Here is a 22,879-nt window from a genome sequence, read left to right as displayed (position 1 = left end):
ATGCTTCGAGTTGGTGTTACCGGGGGAATTGGTAGTGGGAAAAGTACTGCCAGTAAAATTTTAGAAAAGGCAGGGTGTTATATATTCCAAGCAGACAAAGAAGCAAAGCTTCTAATTGATAAAAACATACAAGTCCAAAACGAACTCATTTCAGAATTTGGAACCGATATATTGGGAGCGAGGAATACAATTGATAAAAAGAAACTTGGTCGAATTGCATTTCAGGATGAAGACCATCAATCCAGATTAAATATTGTCATTCATCCGTTTGTGTTTGATAAAATTGATTCAGTTTATAGAAAAATTGAAAAAGAAAACTCATTTCCACTATTTGTAGTTGATGGTGCCATGATTTTTGAATCAGGCTATGATCAACATTTGGATTATGTAATCATCATCACCGCTCAATTGAAAACTAGGCTTTCAAGAGCAATGAGTCGGAGGACATTAAGTCGAGATGAAATTCTAAAGCGGATAGATCTTCAATGGTCAGAGGAAGAAAAAACCGGAATGGCTGATTTTATCGTTTACAATGAAACTACTGAAAAAGATCTCAATAATAATATAATGGCCATTTTCCAAAAACTTGTATAAATCATCGAATTGCACGCCGCAAAGCTCGCGGTTTGTCTAGTATTTCTTTGAAAATGATTGCACGTTTTAAATCGTGGATATTTTTGAACATTGTATGATTCAAATAATCTTCATGCCGGGCTTTTTTATTGGAATTAAACCGCTTTTTCAAATGAGTAAGCCCGGGTTTAATAACACGCTTAGGACCAATAATAACCTTATCGCTTGTATCCGCAATTTCAGGATTAGATTCCACCCATTCTTCTTCCAAATCATCTTGGTTTAATCCGGTCTCAACTTCAACTAAATCATCATCTATTAATTCTTGGTCCTCATTAAACATGTTTTTCAAATAATCAAATTTGAATGTGTCTTGAGGTTTTTCTTCTGAGCCAATTTCATCATCCATGTTTTGGAGGGCGGCTTGCTGCTGTCGTCTCTTCTTTAGAAACGACAGCAGGTAAAAAACCGCAATAAACAGCCAGTAGCCTATTCCTTCCATCTAATCAGGATTTTTATCGGGATGTTGATCGGTTTTGGATTCTGATCCACCAGAAATGGATTCTCGCATAGAAGTATCAGCTTGAATGTTTTTCATATTTACATAGTCAAATACGCCCAATTTACCTTCTCTAAAGGCTTGTGCCATTGCCAAGGGAACCTCTGCCTCAGATGCAACCACTTTTGCTTGCATTTCTTGTGTTCGGGCTTTCATTTCCTGTTCTTCTGCCACTGCCATAGCACGACGAGTTTCAGCTCGAGCTTGGGCAACTCTCAAATCTGCTTCAGCCTGATCTGCTTGAAGTTGTGCCCCAACATTTTTCCCAACATCCAAATCTGCGATATCAATCGAGAGAATTTCAAAAGCTGTGCCGGCATCCAATCCTTTATTCAAAACAGCGCGAGAAATATTATCTGGGTTTTCCAAAACTCCTCCATAACTCACAGAGGATCCAATTGCGCTCACTATGCCTTCTCCTACTCTAGCGATAATTGTATCGTCCGTTGCGCCGCCAATAAGACCGGGAATATTAGTTCGCACTGTAACTCTGGCTCTTGCCTTTAATTCAATTCCATCTTTCGCTACCGCTGATAAAAAACCTTCCCGCGGTGCATCTATTACTTTTGGATAGACACTCGTTTCAACTGCGGTTTTTACATCTCGCCCTGCAAGATCAATTGCTGTTGCTGTTTCATATGTCAGCGGGATATTTGCCTTATCAGCTGAAATGAGAGCATGGACGATATTTACAATATTTCCTCCAGCCATAAAATGGGTTTCAAGCATATCAGTTTTGATATTTGCAAGCCCAGCTTTTTGAAGATTAATTACAGCATCTACAATAAGCCGTGGTTGAATTTTTCGTAATCTCATTCTAATAAGATCAATAATGGTAATTTTGCCTATTCCCAAACTGACCACTGATTGAATCCACATTCCTATCGGAACGAAATAAAACAAGAGTATAACAAATACTAATACTAATGATAATAATATAATTGATGCGGGGTTCATGCTACTTCTCCTCTGTATTTAATTGTCTTACCAAAACTCTGTTTCCATCAACTGATAGAATCTTTACAGAGTCACCTTTATTAATAAATGTGCCTTCCGTTATCACAAAAATGCGTTCTTCTTGAACTAATATCCAACCCGAAGGGCGTAGATCTGTATCAGCAATTCCGTTTTGACCAGCATAACTTTCCAACCCGATTGAGGTTGAGTAACCTTCTTTTCGATTTTCAGATCCAGGAGCAGTCAAATTTTCCCAAAATTTTGTTTTGATAACCAATCTAAATAGAAGTGCGAGACCAATTAGTCCGCCGATAATCCCAATAGTCAGCCCCGTAATGGCATCGGACATAGCCTCTGCACCCACAGGAATATCTGGTAATAATAGTTCATAAATACCCCAAAATATAATGACAATTCCTGAAACACCTGCAATTCCGAATCCTGGAATAAAAAGAATTTCTGCGAGAAGTAGAAGAACGCCAACTATAATGATAATGAAATCTGTAGCGGTTGCTAATTTTGCAATATACGAAGCGCTTAAAGACAACAGAAGACAGACACCACCAAAGGTACCGGGAACTCCCCAGCCGGAACTTTGTAATTCAAATAAAATTCCTAAAAACCCAAATGTCATTAACAGCGAAGCAACAATGGGATTCGTCAAAAAACGAACCAAATTTTCGGACCAGTTTTCTTTGGAAGATTTTATAATTGCGTTTGTTAACCCAATCTTATTTAGCACTTCTTCAATTGACTCTGCCTCTCCATCAGCAATTTTATATTTAAGCGCTAGGTTTGTAGTAAGAGTAATGAGTTTTCCTTTTTTCCTGCCTTCAATATCGTTGACTTCCAATGAATCGCCATCTATCACAAGATGAGTGAAGCTCAAACTATCATCAACCATTCCACGGGCAATAGTCACATCCTTTCCTCTTATTTCTGCGGTCGATGCCATTTCTTCGCGCATATAACTGATGACTTTTTCAGACGCCTTATTTCCTTGCATATCTACTGCCGTTGCTGCTCCAATAGTTCCGCCACCGGTCATATAAATTTTTTCACAGGATAATGAAATCAAGGCTCCTGCTGAAATTGCGCGGCGATTTATAAATGCAATTGTTAAAATATCAGTTCCGAGTATTGCATCTTTTATTTGAGTTGCTGCATCAACCCTTCCACCCGGAGTCTCTATATCAAAAATAATTGCATCTGCACTATCTTTTTCTGCCGTTTCTATTACTCGCTCTATATAAGGTGGCAATCCAAGGTCAATAATTCCAGATATTGTAATTTTATAGACGGCATTCTTTGAGAACGCTAAAGACATCATTACTAAAAAGCAAATTAAGATGCTATTTATTCGCTGTGGTTTAATACCAAAATTCATTTCTGTGGCGATGAATTTAACTTAGATTTGATACATATAGCATACATAACTAAAACCAATCATGTCCAAAACTGAAACATTAACTTATGTGTTCCTGAAACTATTATCAAAATGGTTCAGGGCTTTGTCACACCAAAATAGAAATAAAATTGGTGATCTGTTAGCTAGAATAGTGTATCGGTGGATTCCAATTCGACAAAAAGAAGCTCTAAAAAATATACAAATTGCTTTTCCAAATAAATCTATTGTTTCTCAAATCAAAATTTTAAAAAAATGCTATCGATATTTTATGAAAAATGCAGTCCACTTTTTAGCATATCCTAATTCGTATCATAATTATGAATTTCTTATTGATGGAAAAGAAATTTTAGACCACGCAATAGCCAAAGACGAAGGAGTAATTTTCATCACAGGTCATTGTGGTGCATGGGAAGTGTTAATTTCTTGGCTTGGATCAAATAAATACCCATTTGCCGGAGTCGCAGCAGTACAGAAAAATCTTGGCTCGAATAAACATTTTCAGGATCAACGGGATTTTTTCGGTGTAGAACATATCTTCCGTTCTGAATCAATTGGAACAATGTTCAATGCATTAAGAAACAAAAAAATTCTTGGATTAGTTTCTGATCAGGACGCCGGAGAAAAAGGTATTTTCGTTTCATTTTTCGGGAAAAATGCATCCACACCAAAAGGGCCAGCTGTTTTTCATTTGAAAACTGGCGCACCTTTGGTTTTTGGATCCGCTTTCTACCAAGGGAATAACACCTACCATATTCAATTCCAGGAATTACATCCAAAAACCTACGATATAGACACAATTACTCAAACGTTTACCACAATGCTAGAAAACAAAATCAAACAATATCCTGCACAGTATTTCTGGTTTCATAGAAGATGGAAATCTTCTGAAAAACAACATGTTAAATGAAGATAATTTCCGTAAATCATCCTGATGCAAATTCGCTAGCAGCAAACGTAATTCAAAAAGGTGGAATTATTGTGTACCCTACAGATACCCTATACGGTTTCGGTGTTGACGCAAGAAATGACGCTGCCATTCAAAAACTCAATTTTATTAAAAAACGTGAGGGCCCTATTAGTGTCATTGCCCCCAATGTTAGGACTGTAAAAAGTTGGTCTTCTATTCATAATAAATATTGGGAATCAATTGAGAATAAGTTGGGTGGCAAAACCACTATAATATTACCAGTGAAAAAAAATTTCGTTTCATCAACTATTTTAGGTCCCAATCAAACCCTGGGCATCAGAATACCAAATCATTCATTCTCTACCAATTTGGTTTCTACCTTAGGTTATCCCATAACGACAACAAGTGTGAATCTTAAAGGAGAATTCCCCTTGAATGAACCTAAGCAGATCAAACAAAATTTCGGGAAAGAAATTGACCTCATTATTGATGACGGGAAGCTTGCATCCAAAGGATCTACTATTTACCATTTTAAAAACAATTCACTTACTATTATTCGTCAATGATTTATAAGTACTTATTCTTGATTATATTTTTCTTTGCAACAGCAACCGCAAATTCCCCATTTCAATTGGGTGAAAAATTAGATTATACAGCACAATTTAATTTTATTCCAGCTGGAGAATCATCCTTGGAATTTGTATCTATCGATACTCTTTATGGTCATCCGGTTTATCACATAGCTTATAAAGCAAATACAGGTAAAGTAGCAGATCGATTTTTTAAAATTCGTGACCAAGTAGATATGTGGTTAGACAAATCAGAACTTTATACCCATCGTCTTTCCAAAAAAATTAGGGAAGGATCATTTATAAAAGATATAGATACACAAATTGATTATAAGAAACATATTTCCATCTCGAATAATGATACAGTACACATTTCAGGAAAAGTCCGGGACCCTTATTCACTTTTTTACTATTTAAGAACCATCCCTTTATCGGTTGGGGAGGTGTTTTCATTTTTAACATTTGAGTCAAATAAAACTACTGAGTTAAAATTGAAAGTGACTGGAAAAGAATTTATTAAGACAAAATCCGGTGATTATTTTTGTTTTGTTGTTAAACCATATCAAGATGGAAAAACATTGTTAAAAAATAAGGGGGATATGCAAATATGGTTTAGCGATGACCTAAATCGTTTCCCGGTTCAAGTGGTGGTAAAATTGAAATTTGGTACTATGACAATGAAATTGAAAAAAATCAGTTACCCAAAAGGCGAGAAAAATCATTAAAGAATACAGTTGCCATAAGCAATAAAAGAAATACCATTCCAACCTGCTGAATAAGCATACGTGTTTTAATGGTCAATGGTCTTCGTATTACCACTTCAATTATAGTAATCAAAATATGTCCGCCATCCAACCCAGGAATTGGTAGAATATTTATAAAAGCTAAATTCACTGATATAAGCGCCATAAAAACAAGTAAATCTACCCATCCTCTCTCTGCGAATTTTCCAGCAAGTTTAGCAATCATAATAGGTCCGCCCAATTCTTTGGGTGATGCCTGACCGGAAAACAGCATCCTAAGAGTATTAATAATCATCCCAAACCCGTTAACCGTGGAAAGAAATCCTAACGATGCTGCTGTCTGAAAATTTATTGGATTATAGATTATTTCAGGAAGAATACCGATTGCGCCCAAGGTGTCTCCTGTAGCAGGATTTACTTGAAAAGAGGTGGTTATTTGTTTGGTCAGGATTGATCCATCTCGTTCCCATTCTAATGAAATTTCCGTATTTGGCAATAAGTGAATAACCTCAGAAAGATCTGACCAAGAATTAATCTCTGCATCATCAATCGCTGTAATTTTGTCACCAATGAGCAAACCAGCTTTTTCTGCCGGTAAATTTGAAATAACCTCATGAACAACAGGCGCATCAATTGCTTCCGGTAAGCCTGTGTGCCAACTCACACCTGTAAATAAAATAAATGCCAGTAATATATTCATCAATATCCCCGCACTCATTACCCACGTTTGAGCTAGATGAGATTTGCTCATTAATTCATAGGGTTTATTTTCAATTTCTGAATCAAGACTTTCATCAATTGTTCCAGCCATTTTTACGTATCCTCCAAATGGAATAAGGGCCAAACAATATTCGGTACCGCTACCAATTTTTTGATTAGACGCTATGAACTTTTCTATAATTGGCGACCAAATTAGTTTGCCGGATTCATCTCGTTTATAGAAAAATATATTGAAATTCCACCCGTTATCAACAGATGTAAATGTTATCAGTCTAGGAGGGAAGCCGATTGAAAATCTATCAACACGAACTCCCACGGATCGTGCGGCTAAATAATGACCTAGCTCGTGTACGAGGACCAAAATCCCTAACACAAAAATTGTTGCCCAAAGTGTTGTCATATTATGTTTTTCTCCAAAATCATGGGCGGAAGTTTACAACAAAATTTTTAGTCCACCGTTCTAATTGAATAATGTTGTCAAGGTCCGGATTTTCTGAATATTCGTGTAATTCACATGCACCTTCCACAATCCTGGGAATATCCGTAAATGATATGCTACCATCTAAAAACCGATAGACAGCATGTTCATTTGCCACATTTAAAACAGCCTGTGCTGTGCCGCCTTTATGCAATGCATCGTATGCTAACTGAATGCATGGAAATCTTACAATATCTTTAGCTTGAAATGTTAAATTTTGATTTGAAAGCAAATCCAAAGATTCCCAACTTGATGGTTTATGCCGTGGATAGGTAATGGCATATTGAATTGGTATTTTCATATCGGGAACACCCATTTGTGCTTTTACTGAGCCGTCAGAAAATTCCACCATCGAATGAATAATTGATTGAGGGTGGACGATAATGTCTATATCATCCGGTTTTGTACCAAACAACCAATGTGCTTCAATGACTTCAAGTCCTTTATTCATCATTGTAGCCGAATCAATGGTTATTTTTTTTCCCATATCCCAGTTTGGATGATTAAGCGCTTCTTCGGGCGAAATATTAGAAAAAGTATTGATGTCCCTTTCTCTAAACGGACCTCCGCTTCCTGTAAGAATCAACTTATTTACATCAGCCATTAATTCGCCTTTTAGACATTGCCAAATAGCAGAATGTTCACTATCAACCGGGAAAATTTCAGCGCCGGATTTCGTTTTTGCGTTTTCAATTAGCTGCCCTGCCATGACAAGACTTTCCTTATTACTCAATGCAACATTAGTACCTGCTTCAACTGCTTTCAAAGTCGGTTCCATTCCCGCTGACCCTACCAATCCATTTAACAGAATATCAACTTTTTGAGTTGCTACATGTAGCAGACCATCTCGACCTGTTAACACTTCAATAGATTCATTATGTAACCGGCTCTGAACAATTGTCGATGAATCTTCATCAACAATGCAAACAGCTTTCGGTCTTAATAACAAAGCCTGTTCGATTAGTTTTTCTGAATTGGTATTAGCAGACAAATAATCGATACGATATTCTTCGCCCAGAGCATCAATGACTTGTATTGCATTAATACCGATAGACCCTGTTGAGCCCAAAATTGTAATTCTTTTGGGCATCATCTGAAGCCCTTTAACAAATCAATTGAAATAAATATTGTATTCGGATGAAAAATTACATTTGTACCAATTTCCCATTTGTTTATCGGCCATTTTAATCCAACAAATACAAAATTGGTTTGTCCTTTTATTTTATTCGGAATCTCATTTGAGAGTGTTTGGGAAATATGAGCACTATAAAAATTTATACCAACCCCATATTCAATTGGAATAAATCGTGTTTCAATCATTCTGTTAATAGAGCTATGAATAGTGCGACACCGGAAATCTGAGGGTCCATCTAAATACCCGAAATTCATTAACATGTTAATAGAATTATTGTTTTCTTTACTAAGCAGTAAATCCAATCCGTAACTTGATACCTGAACCATATCATTCCCTGAACTAAACCCGCTGATTGCTCCATTTAATCTCAAATTTTCGGTAACTAGAAATGATCCATGTAGCGAGGGAAATCCGGAAAGTGGATTTGTATTAAATGTCTTGTTAGATAGATCCAATGCCATACCAAAAGAAACCCCTCCTTGAAATCGATTATTTTCAGAAATAGTAGAGGTAACGGGATGCCCAATCATAAAGGATATACTCCGAGTAAAAGGTTCCACTTGTTCTTGAAAAAGAGAGACAGGAATAGAACTTAAATCAAAGGAAATCCATTGCGAAAAGGTCAGAGATTGAGATAAAATTATGGAAAATAAATAATTTTTTATGATCATTAAATATATCCACGCTTTTAATTAAATAATTCCACGGTCACTTGATTCTATAAATTCAACCACCTGCATTACTTCCGGTATATTATTCATATCATTTCGTAATAATTCAACGGATTCTTTTCTCGATAATTTAGATTTATAAATCATTTGATAAGCTTTTTTTATACTTGCAATAGTTTGATCATTAAATCCTCGTCTTTTAAGCCCTATTTTGTTTAGGCCCTTAAACTTAAGTGGCTCTCCTGCCACGAGAATAAATGGTGGCACATCCTGGACGGTTCGAAAACCGCCACCAACAAAAGCATGTGCTCCGATTGTGGTAAATTGATGCACAAGAACACACCCTCCTAAAACCGCCCATTCTTCAATTGTCACATGTCCTCCCAAAGTTGTTAAATTGGACATAATAACATTGTCTTCAATAATGCAGTCATGAGCAATATGAACAGTTGCCATTAACAATACATTATTCCCGATTGATGTTTTCCCGCGCTCTACTGTCCCTCGATTAATAGTTACTGATTCACGAATAATAACATTATCGCCAATTTCAACCTGTGTTTCTTCCCCTTTAAACTTGAGATCTTGAGGGATTTCACCAATACTGCAATTATGAAAAATATTGCATTGTTTTCCTATTGAAGTTCCATTTTTTATCGTTGTATAATTACCAACTACAGTATCATCCCCAATTTGTACACCTTCCTCTACTATGGAATAAGGACCAATAGAAACATTGTTTCCAAGCTCAGCATTGGAATGAATCAATGCTGTGGAATGAATTAAAGATGAAATATTAGGTACCTGCGCGCTCGGTTAGATTGGCCATAAAGGAAGCTTCTGCAACCAACGTGTCATCGACAAAAACTTCACCATAAAATTTACATGCTCCGAGTTTTCTTTTAAGCAATTGAACAACAAATTTCATTTGGTCTCCCGGGACAACTGGTTTTCTGAGTTTGAGTTTTTCAACCTGAGATAAATGTAAATTTGTTTTTAACGGGTCTTTCAGATTGTACAATAAAGCAAAACATCCCGCCTGACACATAGCTTCTAAAATCAATACACCTGGAACAATCGGCGATCCTGGGAAATGCCCTTGGAAATATGGTTCATTTATTGTGACATTTTTTATAGCAACAATTTGTTTCCCCGGAACCATCTCGACAATCTTATCAATAAAAACAAAAGGATATCGATGTGGAATTAACCGGAGGATTTCGTTGATATCAAGGGTATTGTTATTCCCCATCTTATCCTCCTATATAAATTTAATTAAATACTGACAGGTATTGACTGCGGATCATTTTTACAAACTCAACATTGCTCGCATGACCACTTCTGGCGGCGGTTACATGCCCTTGGATGGGTCTACCAAGTAATGCTAGATCACCTATTAAATCCAACGCTTTATGCCTCACTGGTTCATTTTTGAATCTTAAAACTTTTCCATTCAGGATACCATTGGCTCCTAAACTTATCGCTTCTTGGACACCAAACTCTTTTTGCAAACTATTCACTTCTTTTATATCAATTTCTTTATCAACAATTACAATAGCATTATCCAAACTACCACCTTTAATAAGCCCTTTTTCTTTCAACATTTCCACTTCGCTTAAAAAACAAAACGTTCTAGCGGGTGCTACTTCTTCTGCAAAATCTTCAGCCATATTATAGATTGCTTCGTACTGTGTACCTAATTGAGGAAGAGAATAGTCAACCATAAACGTAATTCTAAAGCGATCTGAAGGAACAACATGAATATCAATTTCTTTTTTAGGGTCAGAATACATAACAGGTTTATCAATAACGAGAACAGATCGAGACTTCGATTGTTCAACAATGCCAGCATCCATAATTACATCAACAAAATCTTTTGCACTTCCATCCATAACGGGGGCTTCTTTTTCGGTTAGCTCAATTAGAATATTATCAATTCTAAGACCGGTAACTGCGGCAAGAGCATGCTCTACAGTTTGGATTCTAACTCCATTTTCTTCGATGGTCGTCCCCCGTGAAATATCGACTACATGTTCAATATCAGCTCTGATCTCAGGACAACCCGTAACATCTGTTCTAGCAAATCGAATACCATAATCCTCTGGCGCTGGTTTAAAGGTTATTGTACTCTCAACTCCGGTATGAAGACCGACACCAATACAAGAAGCAGATTTAGCTATTGTTTTCTGGTTTCTTTCCATATTCTACCTTCCGAATGTTAGGAATTCTCCTCCAACTTTCTAAGTCGTTTTTTCAATCCTGAAATTTGAGTTAATACAGCATCTTTTTTCTGTTGATCGCGAAGTTTTCGTGCAGGGCGCCCGCTATAAATCTCTCCGCCTGGCACAGATTTCATTACCGCTGATACTGCAGCAACCATAGATTTGTCCCCAACTGTAATATGATCTGTTGCTGTGCTTTTTCCGCCGAACATACAGTAATCCCCTATAATTGTACTACCTCCAATAGCAGAATGTCCGGCAAAAAGACACCCCTTGCCAATTTGAACATTGTGTCCAATATGTATTTGGCCATCAAATTTTGATCCCTCTCCGATAATTGTATCTCCTATTGTTCCTCGATCAATTGAACAATTGGGACCAATTTCTACTTTATCTCGGATTATCACCCGACCAATTTGAGGGATTCTAAATGGATAATCATTTTCTGTCACAAATCCGAATCCGTCAGCTCCAATTACCGTACCTGAAAAAATGGTGACTTGACTGCCAATCTTACAATTTTTATATACTTTCACTCCTGAATGTATACTAACATTTGAACCTATAATTACACCTTCTTCAATAACCGCTTGTGCACCTATGTTCGTATTGTCGCCAATTTGAACGTCAGTTTCAATAACGGCAAAAGGTCCAACCGATACATTTTTTCCTATGGTTGCGCTTGAAGCAATTTTGGCAGTTTTATTTAAACCGGGTTTTACTTTTAACTCAGGAGCAAATTGTTTAATTATTTTAGCCATACAAATGCGTACATCATCCACGAAGATTCCATCCATATTTCCTAGAATCTCTTTTTCATTCGTAACTATTGCTGATGCTTTGGACGAATAGGAATATTCCATGTATTTCCGTCCATTTAAAAAGGTAATGGTTCCGGGTTTTGAATTGCGAATGTCAGAAACTCCTGTAATAAGTACATCGCCATCTCCTACAACTTCTCCGTTAACCAAGGTCGCTATTTCCTTGAGAGTAAACACGCCGAGTGCTACTTACTTAGAATCAGAAGATTCCGGTAGACTATATTTTCTCAATTCAAAGAGGACATCGTCGGTTAAATCATGAGTGGGGTTCCCATACAAGAGGGCAACAGAGCCATCAATGATATAATCAAACTTCTTAGTGGCGGCAACTTTATCAACTGCCCTTTTAACCTTTGTTAATATCTCAAATTCCAACTGGGCTTGACGGCGATATAATTCACCTTCAGGACCAATTTTTTGCGCTTGAAAAACTTGGATCATTCTTTCTGCGTCTTGAACCTCTTGCTCCTTTTCACGACGCCACTCAGGTGAACTCATAAGCCTTTGAGCCTCAAATGCTTGGTTCATGCTGTCAAGCTGGGTAAGCATTAATCTATATTCTTCCTGCACTTTTTGATACTCCATCTGCAATTGGGATTCTGCATCCTTGAATTCCTCATATTCAGCACGAATACGATCAGATTGTACAAAACCAATTTGCATTTGAGCATTTGCAAATACGGGGATTAATAAAAACCCCAGAACCAGCAGCGTTTGTTTTATTGATTTAATCACATTTATCTCCTTGTAATGTTTAATAATTCCCTTGTCCAAAAATAATGGTTGCCATCCAGCCTTCTTTATTACCATCTCCATCGGCGTCATCAAAACCATATCCGTAATCAAAACCAAGCATACCAATCATTGGCATAAAAAATCGGATTCCTACGCCAACAGATCTCTTCAAATCTAATGCTCCAGAACGATCTAAATAATATGGTTCTGACATATTTTGATCATCCCAAACATTCCCCATTTCTGCAAAAGCTAATCCATATACTACAGGACTTTCAGAAATAGGAATCCTGAATTCAGAGGTGAATTTAAGCATAGCACTACCACCTAAAGGAGACCCACTTGAAGTTCTTGGCCCAACCGCATTGTCACGATATCCTCTTAACATTGTACCATAGGGTATTCCATTGCCGCCCATGATAAATTTTTCATCAAAGGGCACAATAGAAACCTCATCTCCTGAAGACCCCATAGGACGGATAACGCCCATTTTGAAAGAGCTCATTAATACGAATTTCCAGAATGTAGGTGTATACCATTCTAAATTCAAAACATGTTTATGAAAGTCTTCGTTCCCTCCAAGAATGCCTCCAGATAAGGTTGAAACTAGGGATAGCTTTGATCCTCGTGTCGGAAATTCTGCTCTGTCATGGCTATTCCGGGATAAAACTTGGGTTATATTTAATCCAACTGTGCTAGTAATTCCATTTAAATAAGTTTCAAGATCCTCATCGGTACCTTGATAATCCTTCTTTTGCGTTCGAAAAATCCAATATCCACTAAAATAATCGTCGGGCCATTTGAATCTTCGACCCCATTCTATAGATCCACCTCGTACAAGAATGTCTAGGGGGAAATAATATTGAGTTGCAGATCCGCGATATGAATAACTTAAACTAAAGCCAATCCTATTGGGTGAATCAAAAATCATTGGGTCAACAAATCGAAGGCTGAATGACTGGTATTTCCCCGGGTCTTGGTTATACACACTATATTGAGACCCCACTTTAAAAAATATCCCAAATTGTTGGCCTAACCCTCGGAAATTTTTCATATTAACACTTCCGCCGCCTTCCATTCCGTATGCACCGGTAATACCAACGCTAGCCGTAATTTCGTCTGTAGGTTTCTCAGCCACTGTAAATTCAAGATCTACTTCATCTTCATTTACTCGAGAAACATCGGGAACAACATTTTCGAAAAAATTCAGTACAAACAAATCTCTAACACTTCGCTGTAATGTTTTACGATTAAATATATCGCCCGGATAAATCTTTAATTCTCTTCGAATAACATTTTCTCTCGTTTTTGTATTCCCATAAACATATATGTTTCGAACTTTTACTTGATGGTTTTCAATTATCACAAAATGAATATCCAGGGAGTCTTCACCTGCAGGAGTAATTTGAGGTTCAATTTGACTATAGATGTAACCTTTATCAAGATAAAGCGACTGAACTTTTTCTAATACCGCTAAGTTTAAATCTTCTTCGCTGAAAAAATCGCCTTTTTCTAATCCAAGAGCACTTTCCAAAATATCCCTAGTAAAAAGAGATTGGCCATCCCAAGTAAAGTTTCGATATTTGTATCTGGGTCCTTCGTGCACATTTATTTGCAAATACAATCTTTTTCCAGAATCATCAAAGTAAACCGAATCGCTCAAGATATTAAAATCACGGTAACCTCTATTACGGTAAAACCCAGTTAAAGCTAGTTTATCTTCTTCAAATTTTTCTTCATCAAAACTAGGACGCCAAAATAAATACCATCTTTGTTGTTTTGTTTCTGAAAGAACCCGGCGCAATCTGAGATCAGAAAATGCTGAATTACCATCAAAAATAATTCTCCTCGTTTTAACTTTTTTATTCTCTTTAATAGTGAAAATAAGATTCCGTGTATTTTTTTCTGAAGTACTTGCATCTGCAGAGATATTTTCTGGTATGGTCAGTTCGGCAGAAACAACTGCGTTTAAATATCCTTTTTCATCATATAGGTTTTGAATAGAGCGGATAGATTTTGCGATCAAATCTGGTTTAATCCGTTGACCTTTACGAAATTCCAATTCATCGCGAAAGGTGCGGTCCTTAATCTTTTTATTTTCTTTATATACAACTTCTCCAAGAATGGGGTTCTCTTCCACTTCAATTCGTATAGACATTCCATCCGGCGAATCTTCTTCCACCTTAATTTGAATATTTTTAAATAACCCCAGCTTCCACAATCTGTCAACCGCATTCGAGAAATCTTTTAATCGTACGGTCTGCTCGGCTTTCAATCCAGCTGTATATCGAATCATATTGTCAGAAGTGGTGATATTGCCCTCCACGCTTACAGCTTTGAGGGTTACTTCCTGAAGTTCCTGTCCCATGGCAAATGAAATGCAAATCATAAGAATGCTTAAAGCGAATTGGATTGTTTTTTTCATTATGCTACCTGACCGCTGACTTTCCCAAACCGGCGATCTCTATCCTGATAAATCTTGATAGCTTCTAATAAATCATTTTCTCGGAATTCAGGCCAATAGTTTTGGGTTACAACCATTTCAGTGTATGCTATTTGCCACAATAGAAAATTGCTTACTCTATATTCTCCGCCAGTGCGAATCAATAAATCTGGATCGGGGATATCCGAAGTATATAGCATTGACGCGACAAGAGATTCATCCACATCTTCAGGTTTTAAACTACCATCTTTTAATTTTTTCCCAATTTGTATAATCGCAGCTATTAATTCTTGTCGTCCGCCATAACTCAAGGCAAGATTCAAATTCAACCCAGAGTTATGTTTTGTTAGCTCGATCCCCTCTTCAATCTCTTTTCTTGCACCATCGGGTAAATCGCTTACATTGCCTATCGTAGTTAGCCGGACATTGTTTTCATTTAAGTTTTCAACTTCTTTTCGTATTGTTTTTAAAAGAAGCTTCATTAAGGCGGATACTTCTGTTGCCGGACGCGACCAATTTTCCTGAGAGAAGGTATAAAGCGTCAGATGCATTATACCAATTTCGCCGGCTACGCGTGTTATTTCTCGTACAGAATTAATACCTTCTGCGTGACCCGTTATCCTAGGTAGCCCACGGCTTTTAGCCCAACGACCGTTCCCGTCCATAATAATCGCAATATGGCGTGGAAGATGATCCTGGTCAAATTGTGTATTGTTTGTATTTTGTAAAGTCATTATACCTAATTATTCTTGCATCAAAAAAGCACGCGAAGTTACCATTTTGCACTTACGGAATCAACAGGGGACTCCTTCAGTTTTTCTATATACAACAAGCCCACTTTATGGTTCCTCATAAAGTTCGGCAGTATGATGATCAAAAACATTGATAAACTCAGGAATGTTTCCAAATTTCTTAAATTCGGCTTTACATAAATAGCAGACAACAGAATTGGATATTTTTCTGTAAAGCGCCCAGTCTAAAATCGCTACAACCAATAAACTCAATCCATAAGTGAGTGGAACAAATAGCGCACCTATAAGAACCATAATGCAGCCAAGTGCAGAATTAAAATCTTTACGTTTATAAAATTGTTTTCCTCCGCAAACTGGGCATTCTTTAAAATCAAATGAACGATTTATTAAATCAGGGTTTTCGCACCTATCACATGAAAAACCATCCTCGGGAAGAGTTTTAACCTTATTACATTTTTCACAATCAAGTATGCGGTTGATCACAACACCAATCCGTACTGCATTAGACAATACCTGTAAAATAAATCACCAAATAACACAGAAACGCATGATACATACAACAGTCCGGTCGCACTCTGGGTGGATTGAATTTGAATCGTCTTCCAAACCATGGCCAATACAATTACCGGTACGATAAGACCGAAAAACAATGCCAGGGAAATAAAAAACCCTCCAAAAGTCGTTACGAATATATACAATGGAATGGGCGTCCCGATTGGAGTTAGAACTGTTTGTGTTATTAATCCGTATAAATCAATTCCTACACGAATCCCAACAAGTATAAACAATACAATGGTAACATTTCTTAATAAACGAATAGGTAATCTGATAACATTCAAATACCAATGTCCAAGAATCATCGCAAAAAACACTCCTGACAAAATTCCATTTCCAATCAGAGTAATAAATCCAGAACGTGGGGATGCGAGTTCTGGATGAAAGTGAATAAAAATAATCCAAAAAACTACCAATCCTAAAAGAGAAGAAACAAGTAAAGGAATAAACGAAATAGATTCAGAGTTCCAATAAATAGATGTTATTATTAAATGAACTGCAAGCCAACCGAATACATAAATAAGTACGGACATTTCTATGTTTGCAATCCATAAGAGCATCAGTGCAAAACTTGCTACTATCCCAGATAACCCAAGATTAAAATTATAAAACCCGGAATCAATTTTATGTCGTGGAATTAAAATGAAAAAGATTGGAAAAAATGTGCTAAATCCCAAAAACATCAGCACTAAAATCTCTGAAAAATTAGATGTCATTGAAAGCAGGATTAACCCTGCAGATGCGAAACAACCTTATTGGCAACTTCACTAAAAATACTACTTACAGAAGAATCTGGTTTTATGAGTGTAATTGGCGTTCCGCTATCTGTTGAATCCATTAATTCCTTGGATATTGGAATTTTTGCCAATAGCGGAACATCAAGTCTCTCGCTTTCTTTTTCACCACCACCCATTTTAAATAAATTTATTTTGTACGAAAATTTACCTGCTTTATCCACCTCAATTTGATTGCCATCTATTGTTAAAGACTGAATATCGCCGCGAATTTCTCCCGTTATATCAAGACCTGACATATTTTCAATCACGCCGAGCACAGGTGCCTGAACCTTTCGAAACATATCTGCGCCCTTTCTAACATCTGCAAGAGCAATATCCTGTGGCGTTGTTACAATTAAAGCTCCACTTATCCTTAACTTTTGGGTCAAAGTAAGGTGGACATCACCGGTTCCAGGCGGAAGATCTAATACAAGAAAGTCAAGAACGCCCCACGTAACATCACGGAAAAACTGTTCGGTCATTCTTGCAATTAATGGACCTCGCCAAATTGTTGGAGTGTCATTGCCACTGATAAATCCAAAACTCATTACTTTTATTCCATGATAATCAATTGGAACAAGTTTTTTGTCTTGAGTGAGCTCAGGTTGTTCAGAAATACCTAAAATAATTGGAAGAGAAGGCCCATAAATATCAAGATCTAACAAGCCAACTTTATAACCAAGATTTTTTAGTGAGCATGCGAGATTGGTAGCAATGGTTGATTTTCCCACTCCACCTTTTCCGCTGGCAACTGCCAAAATATGTTCAACTTCAGCAAGGGGTTCCGGAGCAATTTGATTAGAGGATTGTGTGGTAGAAGCATTGGGTGCCCCTTCGGATGATTCAATCTGAATGGTATCGAACTCCCCCGTGGAATCCAGTTTTTCTTGCACAAGCTTTACCACAGCTTCTTTTTTATCATCTTGCTGGGTTGACAATTTTAATGTGATGACAATTGATTTATCATCGATATGTATATTATCAACCATCCCAAACGAAACAATATCCCTACTAAATCCGGGATAGAGTACAGATTTCAGAATGTCAATAACTTGGGACTGGTTCATAATTTAGATGATAGTATAGAAAAAAACGGTTGTTGCAAATCCAACAACCGTTTTTTCAGGAGCTGGTTAATTAATTAGCTTGGCGGTGTTTGCCCAAAGTGTTCATAATTCATTGCAATGAATTTATGCCACTCTTCGGGAGTTTCGCTTTCTTCAAAAATAGCTTCAACCGGACATTCCGGTTCACATGCTCCGCAATCAATACATTCCTCAGGATTTATATAAAGTGTAAGTCCTTCAATATCTTCACCAGCTTCTAATTTTTGTTTTACCACTTCGCCTGCATCATCTTGGGTGTGATGGATACAATCAACTGGACAGACTTCAACACAAGCTGTATCGCAAACTCCTACACAAGGTTCTGCTATGATGTATGTCATTTTTTTGCTCCTAATTGTAAAGTTTTTAGTAATGGCAGATTACATTGCCTGTCAAACGTTTTCGAATTTACATGGATTTTTTTTTCATCAAAAGAAATTTGAGATTAAATAAGATTGGTTTCTTGTCCTTATCCAAAACTTTTTCCTAAATTTCCAAGATACTTTTAACTTAAATCATGCCAGACACATATAATTACGATCATTACAAAACTGTTCCCGATCCAGCGGAAAAGATCAATAAGAAAAAGAAAAAACCTAGATTAATAGCCGTAGTTGACGAGGACAATTGCACAGGATGTCAAGTCTGTGTTCCTTTTTGTCCGGTGGATTGTATTCAACCTGTTCCAGCGCAAAAATATAATATTCCTATTCCTCCTGTTCAAATTCGTTTCGACGAATGTATTGGCTGCCAAATTTGTGCTAAAGTCTGCACTAAGCTTACCTGGGATGCCATCCAAATGCTTCCGACGGAAGAATTTGAAACTCTCTACAATATTACCGTAGCGGATTGACGCTTTAGAGCATTGTCTCTCTATCTAGTTTTAGACCAAGGTACATCTTCTACAAAAGCTTTTTTGTTTAATGCAGTTGGCGATGTGCTGTATTCAAATAGAATTAAGCATCTGCTACACCGTCCCAAACTTCATCATGTAGAATCAGATCCGATTGATATTGCAACCGCATGTGTTACGCTTATTTCTGAAGCTATCAAATTTTCAAAATCTATAAGTGAAACAATAAAGTGCATGGGGCTTGCAGTACAAAGATCCACATTTCTATTTTGGGATAAACAAAATTTGAAACCACTTACACCTGCAATCAGCTGGCAAGACAATAGAGCAAAAAACATTGAAAATGAACTTCAGTCATTAAAAAATACAATTTTTGAAAAAACCGGACAACCATTAAGCGGACATTTTGGAGGACCTAAATTTCTACATCTTATCAGGAATAATCCTTTTTTAGCTTCAGCAATTGAAAATAAGTCTGCATGGTTTGGTCCACTCAGTTCCTTTTTGACACATTCGCTTACAGGAAAATGTTTTGTAGATGGGTCCATTGCATGCCGATCCATTATGATGGGGTTGGAATCGTTAGAATGGGACGACGATCTTTGTTCCCTTTTTGGGGCAACTTCCGATGTTCTGCCAGAAGTAAAACCAACCTTACATGATTTTGGGTTGGTTGAAATCAACGATGATGCAATTCCGCTCTATTGCGTCATTGGCGATCAACAAGCCGCATTAATCGGACAAGGTGGGTGGGCGGAAGAGTCAGTTGCAATCAACCTTGGAACATCAGGTTCACTTCAAATCAATTCTGGTGAGAATCCAACAAGAATAAATGGATTATTAAGTAGCGTGCTTTGGTCATCGCAATCTGAGCGTTACTATATTTTAGAGGGGACAATTAACGCATGTAATTCTCTTTTTTATTGGTTGGAAACAGATCTTGGTATTCCTCACCGAGAAATGGTGTGGGAAGAACGATGCAGCAAAACAGAATCATCTGGAGTGTTTTTCCCAGGTTTTTGGGGAATAGCAGCACCGTACTGGGTGTCCGGTAAATCAAATTCACTTCATGGGTTCCCAGCCAATCCTGAAAAGAATGAAATTATTAGAGCCGGAATGGAATCAATTGGATTTTTAATACATGATATTTTTTCCACAGTAAACCATGTTCAATCGTTAAGTCCAGATTTTATCACTGTCAGTGGTGGTGGGGCGAGGACACCACTTTTACAATTCATATCAGATATTTTGCAGATTCCAATCGGGGTGTCATCAATGAAAGATAAAACAGCAATGGGTGTTTTTAATTTATTAAAAATCTCGGAGGATGTGAATTGGAAACCAAGCCCAACTTCTTGTAGCACTATTTTGAATCCAAAAATGAATAAGGTAGATAGAATGAAAAAACTCGAAAGCTGGAGAAAGGTATTGATTTCCGAGGGGATTCAGCCAACTATTTCACAATAATTGATATTGAATTAAACCAATATTTAACAATGAATAAATTGCAATTAGTTCCCTTGTATTTGGGATTAGTATTCGGCCAAACAGGCACACTTACGGGACTGATTCGCGATGTGTTCACACACCAACCATTAATCGGGGTGAATGTCATTGTAAGCGAAACGGAAATCGGCGCTGCAACAGATGAAGGAGGAAATTTCAGAATTGAAAATCTTCCTGTTGGATCTTATGTAATCCATGTTTCCATGATTGGATATGAACAGGTGAAACGGGCGAATATTCATATTGTGCCAAAACGGAATACAATCACAAATTTTGATTTACATCCTCAAGTTTTGCAGGGCAAAAGTGTTGAGGTAACAGTAACATATTTTGAAAAAACAAAAGATGCAGTCACAAGTAGCCGAACCGTTGATATTGAGGAAATTCGTTCTGACCCAATCGGCGCTTACGATATTATGGCTATGATGCAATCGTTACCTTCTGTCGTATCGGGATCAGATCAGACAAATGAAATAATCGTCCGCGGTGGTTCCCCTGGAGAAAATTTATTTATAATGGATTTTCTTGAGATACCTTACCCTAACCATTATCCTGAACAAGGAAAGGGCGGAGGTCCTGTCACCATGGTAGATACTGAATTTATTGAACGAATTGATTTTTTTGCCGGGGCATTTCCGGCTCGATATGGAGAAAAATTATCTTCTGTGATGGATGTAACACTTCGAGATGGAAATCGCGAAAACCACCTTCAGCAAATGGATTTAAACATGGCAGGTTTCGGATTAACTGCTGAGGGCCCAATCGCCGAAAATTCATCCTATATTTATTCATTAAAACGCTCCTTTTTGGACCTTGTCATTTCATCTTCTGGATTACAAGCCATACCAAAGTATTGGTCAAGCCAAGGGAAAATTGTGTATCATATATCGCCAACACAAAAAGTCTATGTTAATTTTATTGGAGGTATTGACAACATCACAATAGAAGGTGAAAACAATCCCCAATTGCGTGGTGCAGAAAATGTTGATTATTCTTCTTGGCAATCTACCTTTGGAATGACCTATAAAAATTTATTCTCTAAAAGTGGTTACTTTATATCTTCGATTGGGAAATCTTGGATTAGCCTTAATGCAGATGTTTATGAGATTAATTCTGATTTAGAACGAGACATTTATTTCGAAAATAAAGATTTGGAAGGGGATCTTTCTTTTCGGAGCAAAATTGTGTATAAGCTCAAAAAAGGAATTGAATTGAGTGGTGGATTATCCGCAAAATCTATAAATCTTGATTATGAAAATTGGTTTGCAGATCGACCGAAAAATCTTTATGGTTATTCACTAGATTCCGCTGAATCCCCACAATCTATTAGCGAAGAGGTTTTTTATACCACATATTTTGATAACCCCAATACAATTATCACCGAAATAGGGTCTTTTGGAGAATTAGACACTTTCAAAACAAAAGCTGTTTTGAATTATCAAAAATATGGTGGATTTCTTCAAATCAATTCGCTTCCCTTTCCGAATATGGAGATATCGCTTGGTGCCCGACTGGATTATATTTCATTCACAGATGAATCAAGTTTATCTCCAAGGTTTGGAATGAAATATCATTTAACCCCACTATTAAAACTTAATTTATCTGCGGGGCGATATTTTCAATCACCATTTAATATCCAGTTGAATTCCAATAGCGGATCACCAAAAAGCCTTAAAAATTATTTTGCTGACCAATTGGTGGGTGGGTTCGAGTTTTTCCCAGCTTCGGATACACGAATTACTTTGGAATATTATGTTAAAAAATATGATGATATGGTGACATTCGAAATATTGGAAAATTCCGCCGGCAAAGACAGTTTGAACTTTGAAAACTTAGTCAATGTTGGAGAAGGGCAATCAGATGGAATCGAATTTTTTATACAAAAAAAGTATTCAGACAATTGGTATGGCTCAATTTCTTGGTCTCATTCAATTGCCGAGGGTGTGGATCCAAGATCAAACACTCTTTATCCTTGGGATTACGATTATAAAGATGTTATGAACATTGTGGGTGGATATAAAATTCAGTACACAAATTTTAGTTGGTATAAATCCTATAAAAATTCGTGGGTTGCGAAAGCGTTTTCTTGGCTCCCGTTTATGCCAAGCGATGAATATGAAATCAGTATTAAATACCGATATATGGGAGGGCGGCCTTTTACCTTAAAACATTTTGACCCAACAACAAGAGATTGGTATTCAAATTCCGATGATGCTTGGAATACGGAAAGGTATGGGAATTATAATCGATTGGATATTATGATTCAACAGCGGTTTAATTTTAAGAAAGTAAATCTTGTAGCATTTTGGGATATTATAAATATTTTGAACCGACCCAACCCCAATGAATATGTTTATATCGAAGATGGATCAAAAGTAATGAGTTGGCAA

22 protein-coding genes and 1 pseudogene are annotated in these 22,879 nt (G+C 37.0%); 7 read left to right on the top strand and 16 right to left on the bottom strand.

The genetic code is table 11. The features are described from left to right. On the top strand, positions 1-594 hold the full coding sequence (locus HOD97_04925; GenBank protein MBT4280941.1) for a dephospho-CoA kinase: 594 nt from the start codon (positions 1-3) through the stop codon (positions 592-594). Position 595: 1 nt separating this feature from the next. Here HOD97_04925 and HOD97_04920 read toward each other — a convergent pair whose 3' ends face one another. The 3 genes from HOD97_04920 to HOD97_04910 form a co-directional block, all read right to left on the bottom strand. Further along, positions 596-982 (bottom strand): hypothetical protein, encoded by a 387-nt coding sequence (locus HOD97_04920; GenBank protein MBT4280940.1) that lies wholly within the window; start codon positions 980-982, stop codon positions 596-598. Between the two features lie 93 nt (positions 983-1,075). Beyond that, entirely contained in the window at positions 1,076-2,089 is a 1,014-nt protein-coding gene (gene floA / locus HOD97_04915) for a flotillin-like protein FloA (GenBank protein MBT4280939.1), read from the bottom strand. Position 2,090: 1 nt separating this feature from the next. After that, positions 2,091-3,419, bottom strand: coding sequence for a nodulation protein NfeD (locus HOD97_04910; protein ID MBT4280938.1), 1,329 nt, complete (start codon positions 3,417-3,419; stop codon positions 2,091-2,093). A gap of 118 nt (positions 3,420-3,537) precedes the next feature. On the opposite strand from HOD97_04910, the gene HOD97_04905 reads away from it, so the two are divergent. Genes HOD97_04905 through HOD97_04895 form a run of 3 tightly spaced genes read left to right on the top strand, consistent with a single transcriptional unit; the run spans position 3,538 to position 5,698 of the window. Then, complete coding sequence (locus tag HOD97_04905; GenBank protein MBT4280937.1) at positions 3,538-4,404, top strand: lysophospholipid acyltransferase family protein; 867 nt, start codon at positions 3,538-3,540, stop codon at positions 4,402-4,404. Continuing rightward, positions 4,401-4,970 (top strand): threonylcarbamoyl-AMP synthase, encoded by a 570-nt coding sequence (locus tag HOD97_04900; protein MBT4280936.1) that lies wholly within the window; start codon positions 4,401-4,403, stop codon positions 4,968-4,970. The genes HOD97_04905 and HOD97_04900 overlap by 4 nt, the downstream gene beginning before the upstream one ends. A 17-nt stretch (positions 4,971-4,987) precedes the next feature. Beyond that, positions 4,988-5,698 carry a DUF3108 domain-containing protein gene (locus HOD97_04895; GenBank protein MBT4280935.1) on the top strand — a complete coding sequence of 237 codons (711 nt, stop codon included), beginning with the start codon at positions 4,988-4,990 and terminating at the stop codon, positions 5,696-5,698. Here HOD97_04895 and rseP read toward each other — a convergent pair. The 13 genes and pseudogenes from rseP to HOD97_04830 form a co-directional block, all read right to left on the bottom strand. Next, positions 5,667-6,836, bottom strand: a complete 1,170-nt coding sequence (gene rseP, locus HOD97_04890) for an RIP metalloprotease RseP (protein ID MBT4280934.1) — start codon at positions 6,834-6,836, stop codon at positions 5,667-5,669. The genes HOD97_04895 and rseP overlap by 32 nt on opposite strands. Before the next feature lie 19 nt (positions 6,837-6,855). After that, on the bottom strand, positions 6,856-8,004 hold the full coding sequence (locus HOD97_04885; GenBank protein MBT4280933.1) for a 1-deoxy-D-xylulose-5-phosphate reductoisomerase: 1,149 nt from the start codon (positions 8,002-8,004) through the stop codon (positions 6,856-6,858). Continuing rightward, positions 8,004-8,720, bottom strand: coding sequence for a hypothetical protein (locus HOD97_04880; protein MBT4280932.1), 717 nt, complete (start codon positions 8,718-8,720; stop codon positions 8,004-8,006). Before HOD97_04880 ends, HOD97_04885 begins: the two co-directional genes overlap by 1 nt. 21 nt (positions 8,721-8,741) lie before the next feature. After that, the gene (lpxA, locus tag HOD97_04875) at positions 8,742-9,503 is read right to left on the bottom strand and encodes an acyl-ACP--UDP-N-acetylglucosamine O-acyltransferase (GenBank protein ID MBT4280931.1); all 762 of its coding nucleotides are present in this window, start codon (positions 9,501-9,503) and stop codon (positions 8,742-8,744) included. A 13-nt stretch (positions 9,504-9,516) separates the two neighbouring features. Further along, a pseudogene (locus HOD97_04870) lies at positions 9,517-10,921 on the bottom strand (bifunctional UDP-3-O-[3-hydroxymyristoyl] N-acetylglucosamine deacetylase/3-hydroxyacyl-ACP dehydratase). Between the two features lie 17 nt (positions 10,922-10,938). Next, entirely contained in the window at positions 10,939-11,913 is a 975-nt protein-coding gene (gene lpxD, locus HOD97_04865; protein ID MBT4280930.1) for a UDP-3-O-(3-hydroxymyristoyl)glucosamine N-acyltransferase, read from the bottom strand. A gap of 39 nt (positions 11,914-11,952) precedes the next feature. Continuing rightward, complete coding sequence (locus HOD97_04860) at positions 11,953-12,498, bottom strand: OmpH family outer membrane protein (GenBank protein ID MBT4280929.1); 546 nt, start codon at positions 12,496-12,498, stop codon at positions 11,953-11,955. A gap of 19 nt (positions 12,499-12,517) precedes the next feature. Continuing rightward, the gene (gene bamA / locus HOD97_04855) at positions 12,518-14,923 is read right to left on the bottom strand and encodes an outer membrane protein assembly factor BamA (protein MBT4280928.1); all 2,406 of its coding nucleotides are present in this window, start codon (positions 14,921-14,923) and stop codon (positions 12,518-12,520) included. After that, positions 14,923-15,675 carry an isoprenyl transferase gene (locus HOD97_04850; protein ID MBT4280927.1) on the bottom strand — a complete coding sequence of 251 codons (753 nt, stop codon included), beginning with the start codon at positions 15,673-15,675 and terminating at the stop codon, positions 14,923-14,925. The genes bamA and HOD97_04850 overlap by 1 nt, the downstream gene beginning before the upstream one ends. Before the next feature lie 105 nt (positions 15,676-15,780). Then, on the bottom strand, positions 15,781-16,176 hold the full coding sequence (locus HOD97_04845) for a hypothetical protein (protein ID MBT4280926.1): 396 nt from the start codon (positions 16,174-16,176) through the stop codon (positions 15,781-15,783). Continuing rightward, entirely contained in the window at positions 16,173-16,964 is a 792-nt protein-coding gene (locus HOD97_04840; protein MBT4280925.1) for a hypothetical protein, read from the bottom strand. The genes HOD97_04845 and HOD97_04840 overlap by 4 nt, the downstream gene beginning before the upstream one ends. An 11-nt stretch (positions 16,965-16,975) precedes the next feature. After that, the gene (locus HOD97_04835) at positions 16,976-18,091 is read right to left on the bottom strand and encodes an Mrp/NBP35 family ATP-binding protein (GenBank protein ID MBT4280924.1); all 1,116 of its coding nucleotides are present in this window, start codon (positions 18,089-18,091) and stop codon (positions 16,976-16,978) included. A gap of 74 nt (positions 18,092-18,165) precedes the next feature. Beyond that, positions 18,166-18,471, bottom strand: a complete 306-nt coding sequence (locus HOD97_04830) for a ferredoxin family protein (GenBank protein MBT4280923.1) — start codon at positions 18,469-18,471, stop codon at positions 18,166-18,168. Between the two features lie 176 nt (positions 18,472-18,647). Here HOD97_04830 and HOD97_04825 point away from each other — a divergent pair, with 176 nt between their 5' ends. The 3 genes from HOD97_04825 to HOD97_04815 form a co-directional block, all read left to right on the top strand. Continuing rightward, a complete protein-coding gene (locus HOD97_04825) occupies positions 18,648-18,983 on the top strand; it encodes a 4Fe-4S binding protein (GenBank protein MBT4280922.1) in 336 nt (111 codons plus the stop codon). A gap of 12 nt (positions 18,984-18,995) precedes the next feature. After that, entirely contained in the window at positions 18,996-20,450 is a 1,455-nt protein-coding gene (locus HOD97_04820) for a hypothetical protein (GenBank protein MBT4280921.1), read from the top strand. Between the two features lie 29 nt (positions 20,451-20,479). Then, on the top strand, positions 20,480-22,879 hold a 2,400-nt coding region (locus tag HOD97_04815; GenBank protein MBT4280920.1), incomplete at its 3' end, for a TonB-dependent receptor.

This window comes from Candidatus Neomarinimicrobiota bacterium, from assembly GCA_018651745.1.
Lineage (GTDB): Bacteria > Fidelibacterota > Marinisomatia > Marinisomatales > TCS55 > JAAZYX01.
This window is presented reverse-complemented; position numbering and strand designations above follow the sequence as displayed.

Excerpts from the sequence above, each read along its gene's own strand:
- HOD97_04925 (MBT4280941.1), top strand. The coding sequence starts at position 1 with ATGCTTCGAGTTGGTGTTACCGGGGGAATTGGTAGTGGGAAAAGTACT.
- HOD97_04920 (MBT4280940.1), bottom strand. The coding sequence starts at position 982 with ATGGATGATGAAATTGGCTCAGAAGAAAAACCTCAAGACACATTCAAA.
- floA (MBT4280939.1), bottom strand. The coding sequence starts at position 2,089 with ATGAACCCCGCATCAATTATATTATTATCATTAGTATTAGTATTTGTT.
- HOD97_04910 (MBT4280938.1), bottom strand. The coding sequence starts at position 3,419 with ATGATGTCTTTAGCGTTCTCAAAGAATGCCGTCTATAAAATTACAATA.
- HOD97_04905 (MBT4280937.1), top strand. The coding sequence starts at position 3,538 with ATGTCCAAAACTGAAACATTAACTTATGTGTTCCTGAAACTATTATCA.
- HOD97_04900 (MBT4280936.1), top strand. The coding sequence starts at position 4,401 with ATGAAGATAATTTCCGTAAATCATCCTGATGCAAATTCGCTAGCAGCA.
- rseP (MBT4280934.1), bottom strand. The coding sequence starts at position 6,836 with ATGACAACACTTTGGGCAACAATTTTTGTGTTAGGGATTTTGGTCCTC.
- HOD97_04885 (MBT4280933.1), bottom strand. The coding sequence starts at position 8,004 with ATGCCCAAAAGAATTACAATTTTGGGCTCAACAGGGTCTATCGGTATT.
- HOD97_04880 (MBT4280932.1), bottom strand. The coding sequence starts at position 8,720 with ATGATCATAAAAAATTATTTATTTTCCATAATTTTATCTCAATCTCTG.
- bamA (MBT4280928.1), bottom strand. The coding sequence starts at position 14,923 with ATGAAAAAAACAATCCAATTCGCTTTAAGCATTCTTATGATTTGCATT.
- HOD97_04850 (MBT4280927.1), bottom strand. The coding sequence starts at position 15,675 with ATGACTTTACAAAATACAAACAATACACAATTTGACCAGGATCATCTT.
- HOD97_04840 (MBT4280925.1), bottom strand. The coding sequence starts at position 16,964 with ATGACATCTAATTTTTCAGAGATTTTAGTGCTGATGTTTTTGGGATTT.
- HOD97_04835 (MBT4280924.1), bottom strand. The coding sequence starts at position 18,091 with ATGAACCAGTCCCAAGTTATTGACATTCTGAAATCTGTACTCTATCCC.
- HOD97_04830 (MBT4280923.1), bottom strand. The coding sequence starts at position 18,471 with ATGACATACATCATAGCAGAACCTTGTGTAGGAGTTTGCGATACAGCT.
- HOD97_04825 (MBT4280922.1), top strand. The coding sequence starts at position 18,648 with ATGCCAGACACATATAATTACGATCATTACAAAACTGTTCCCGATCCA.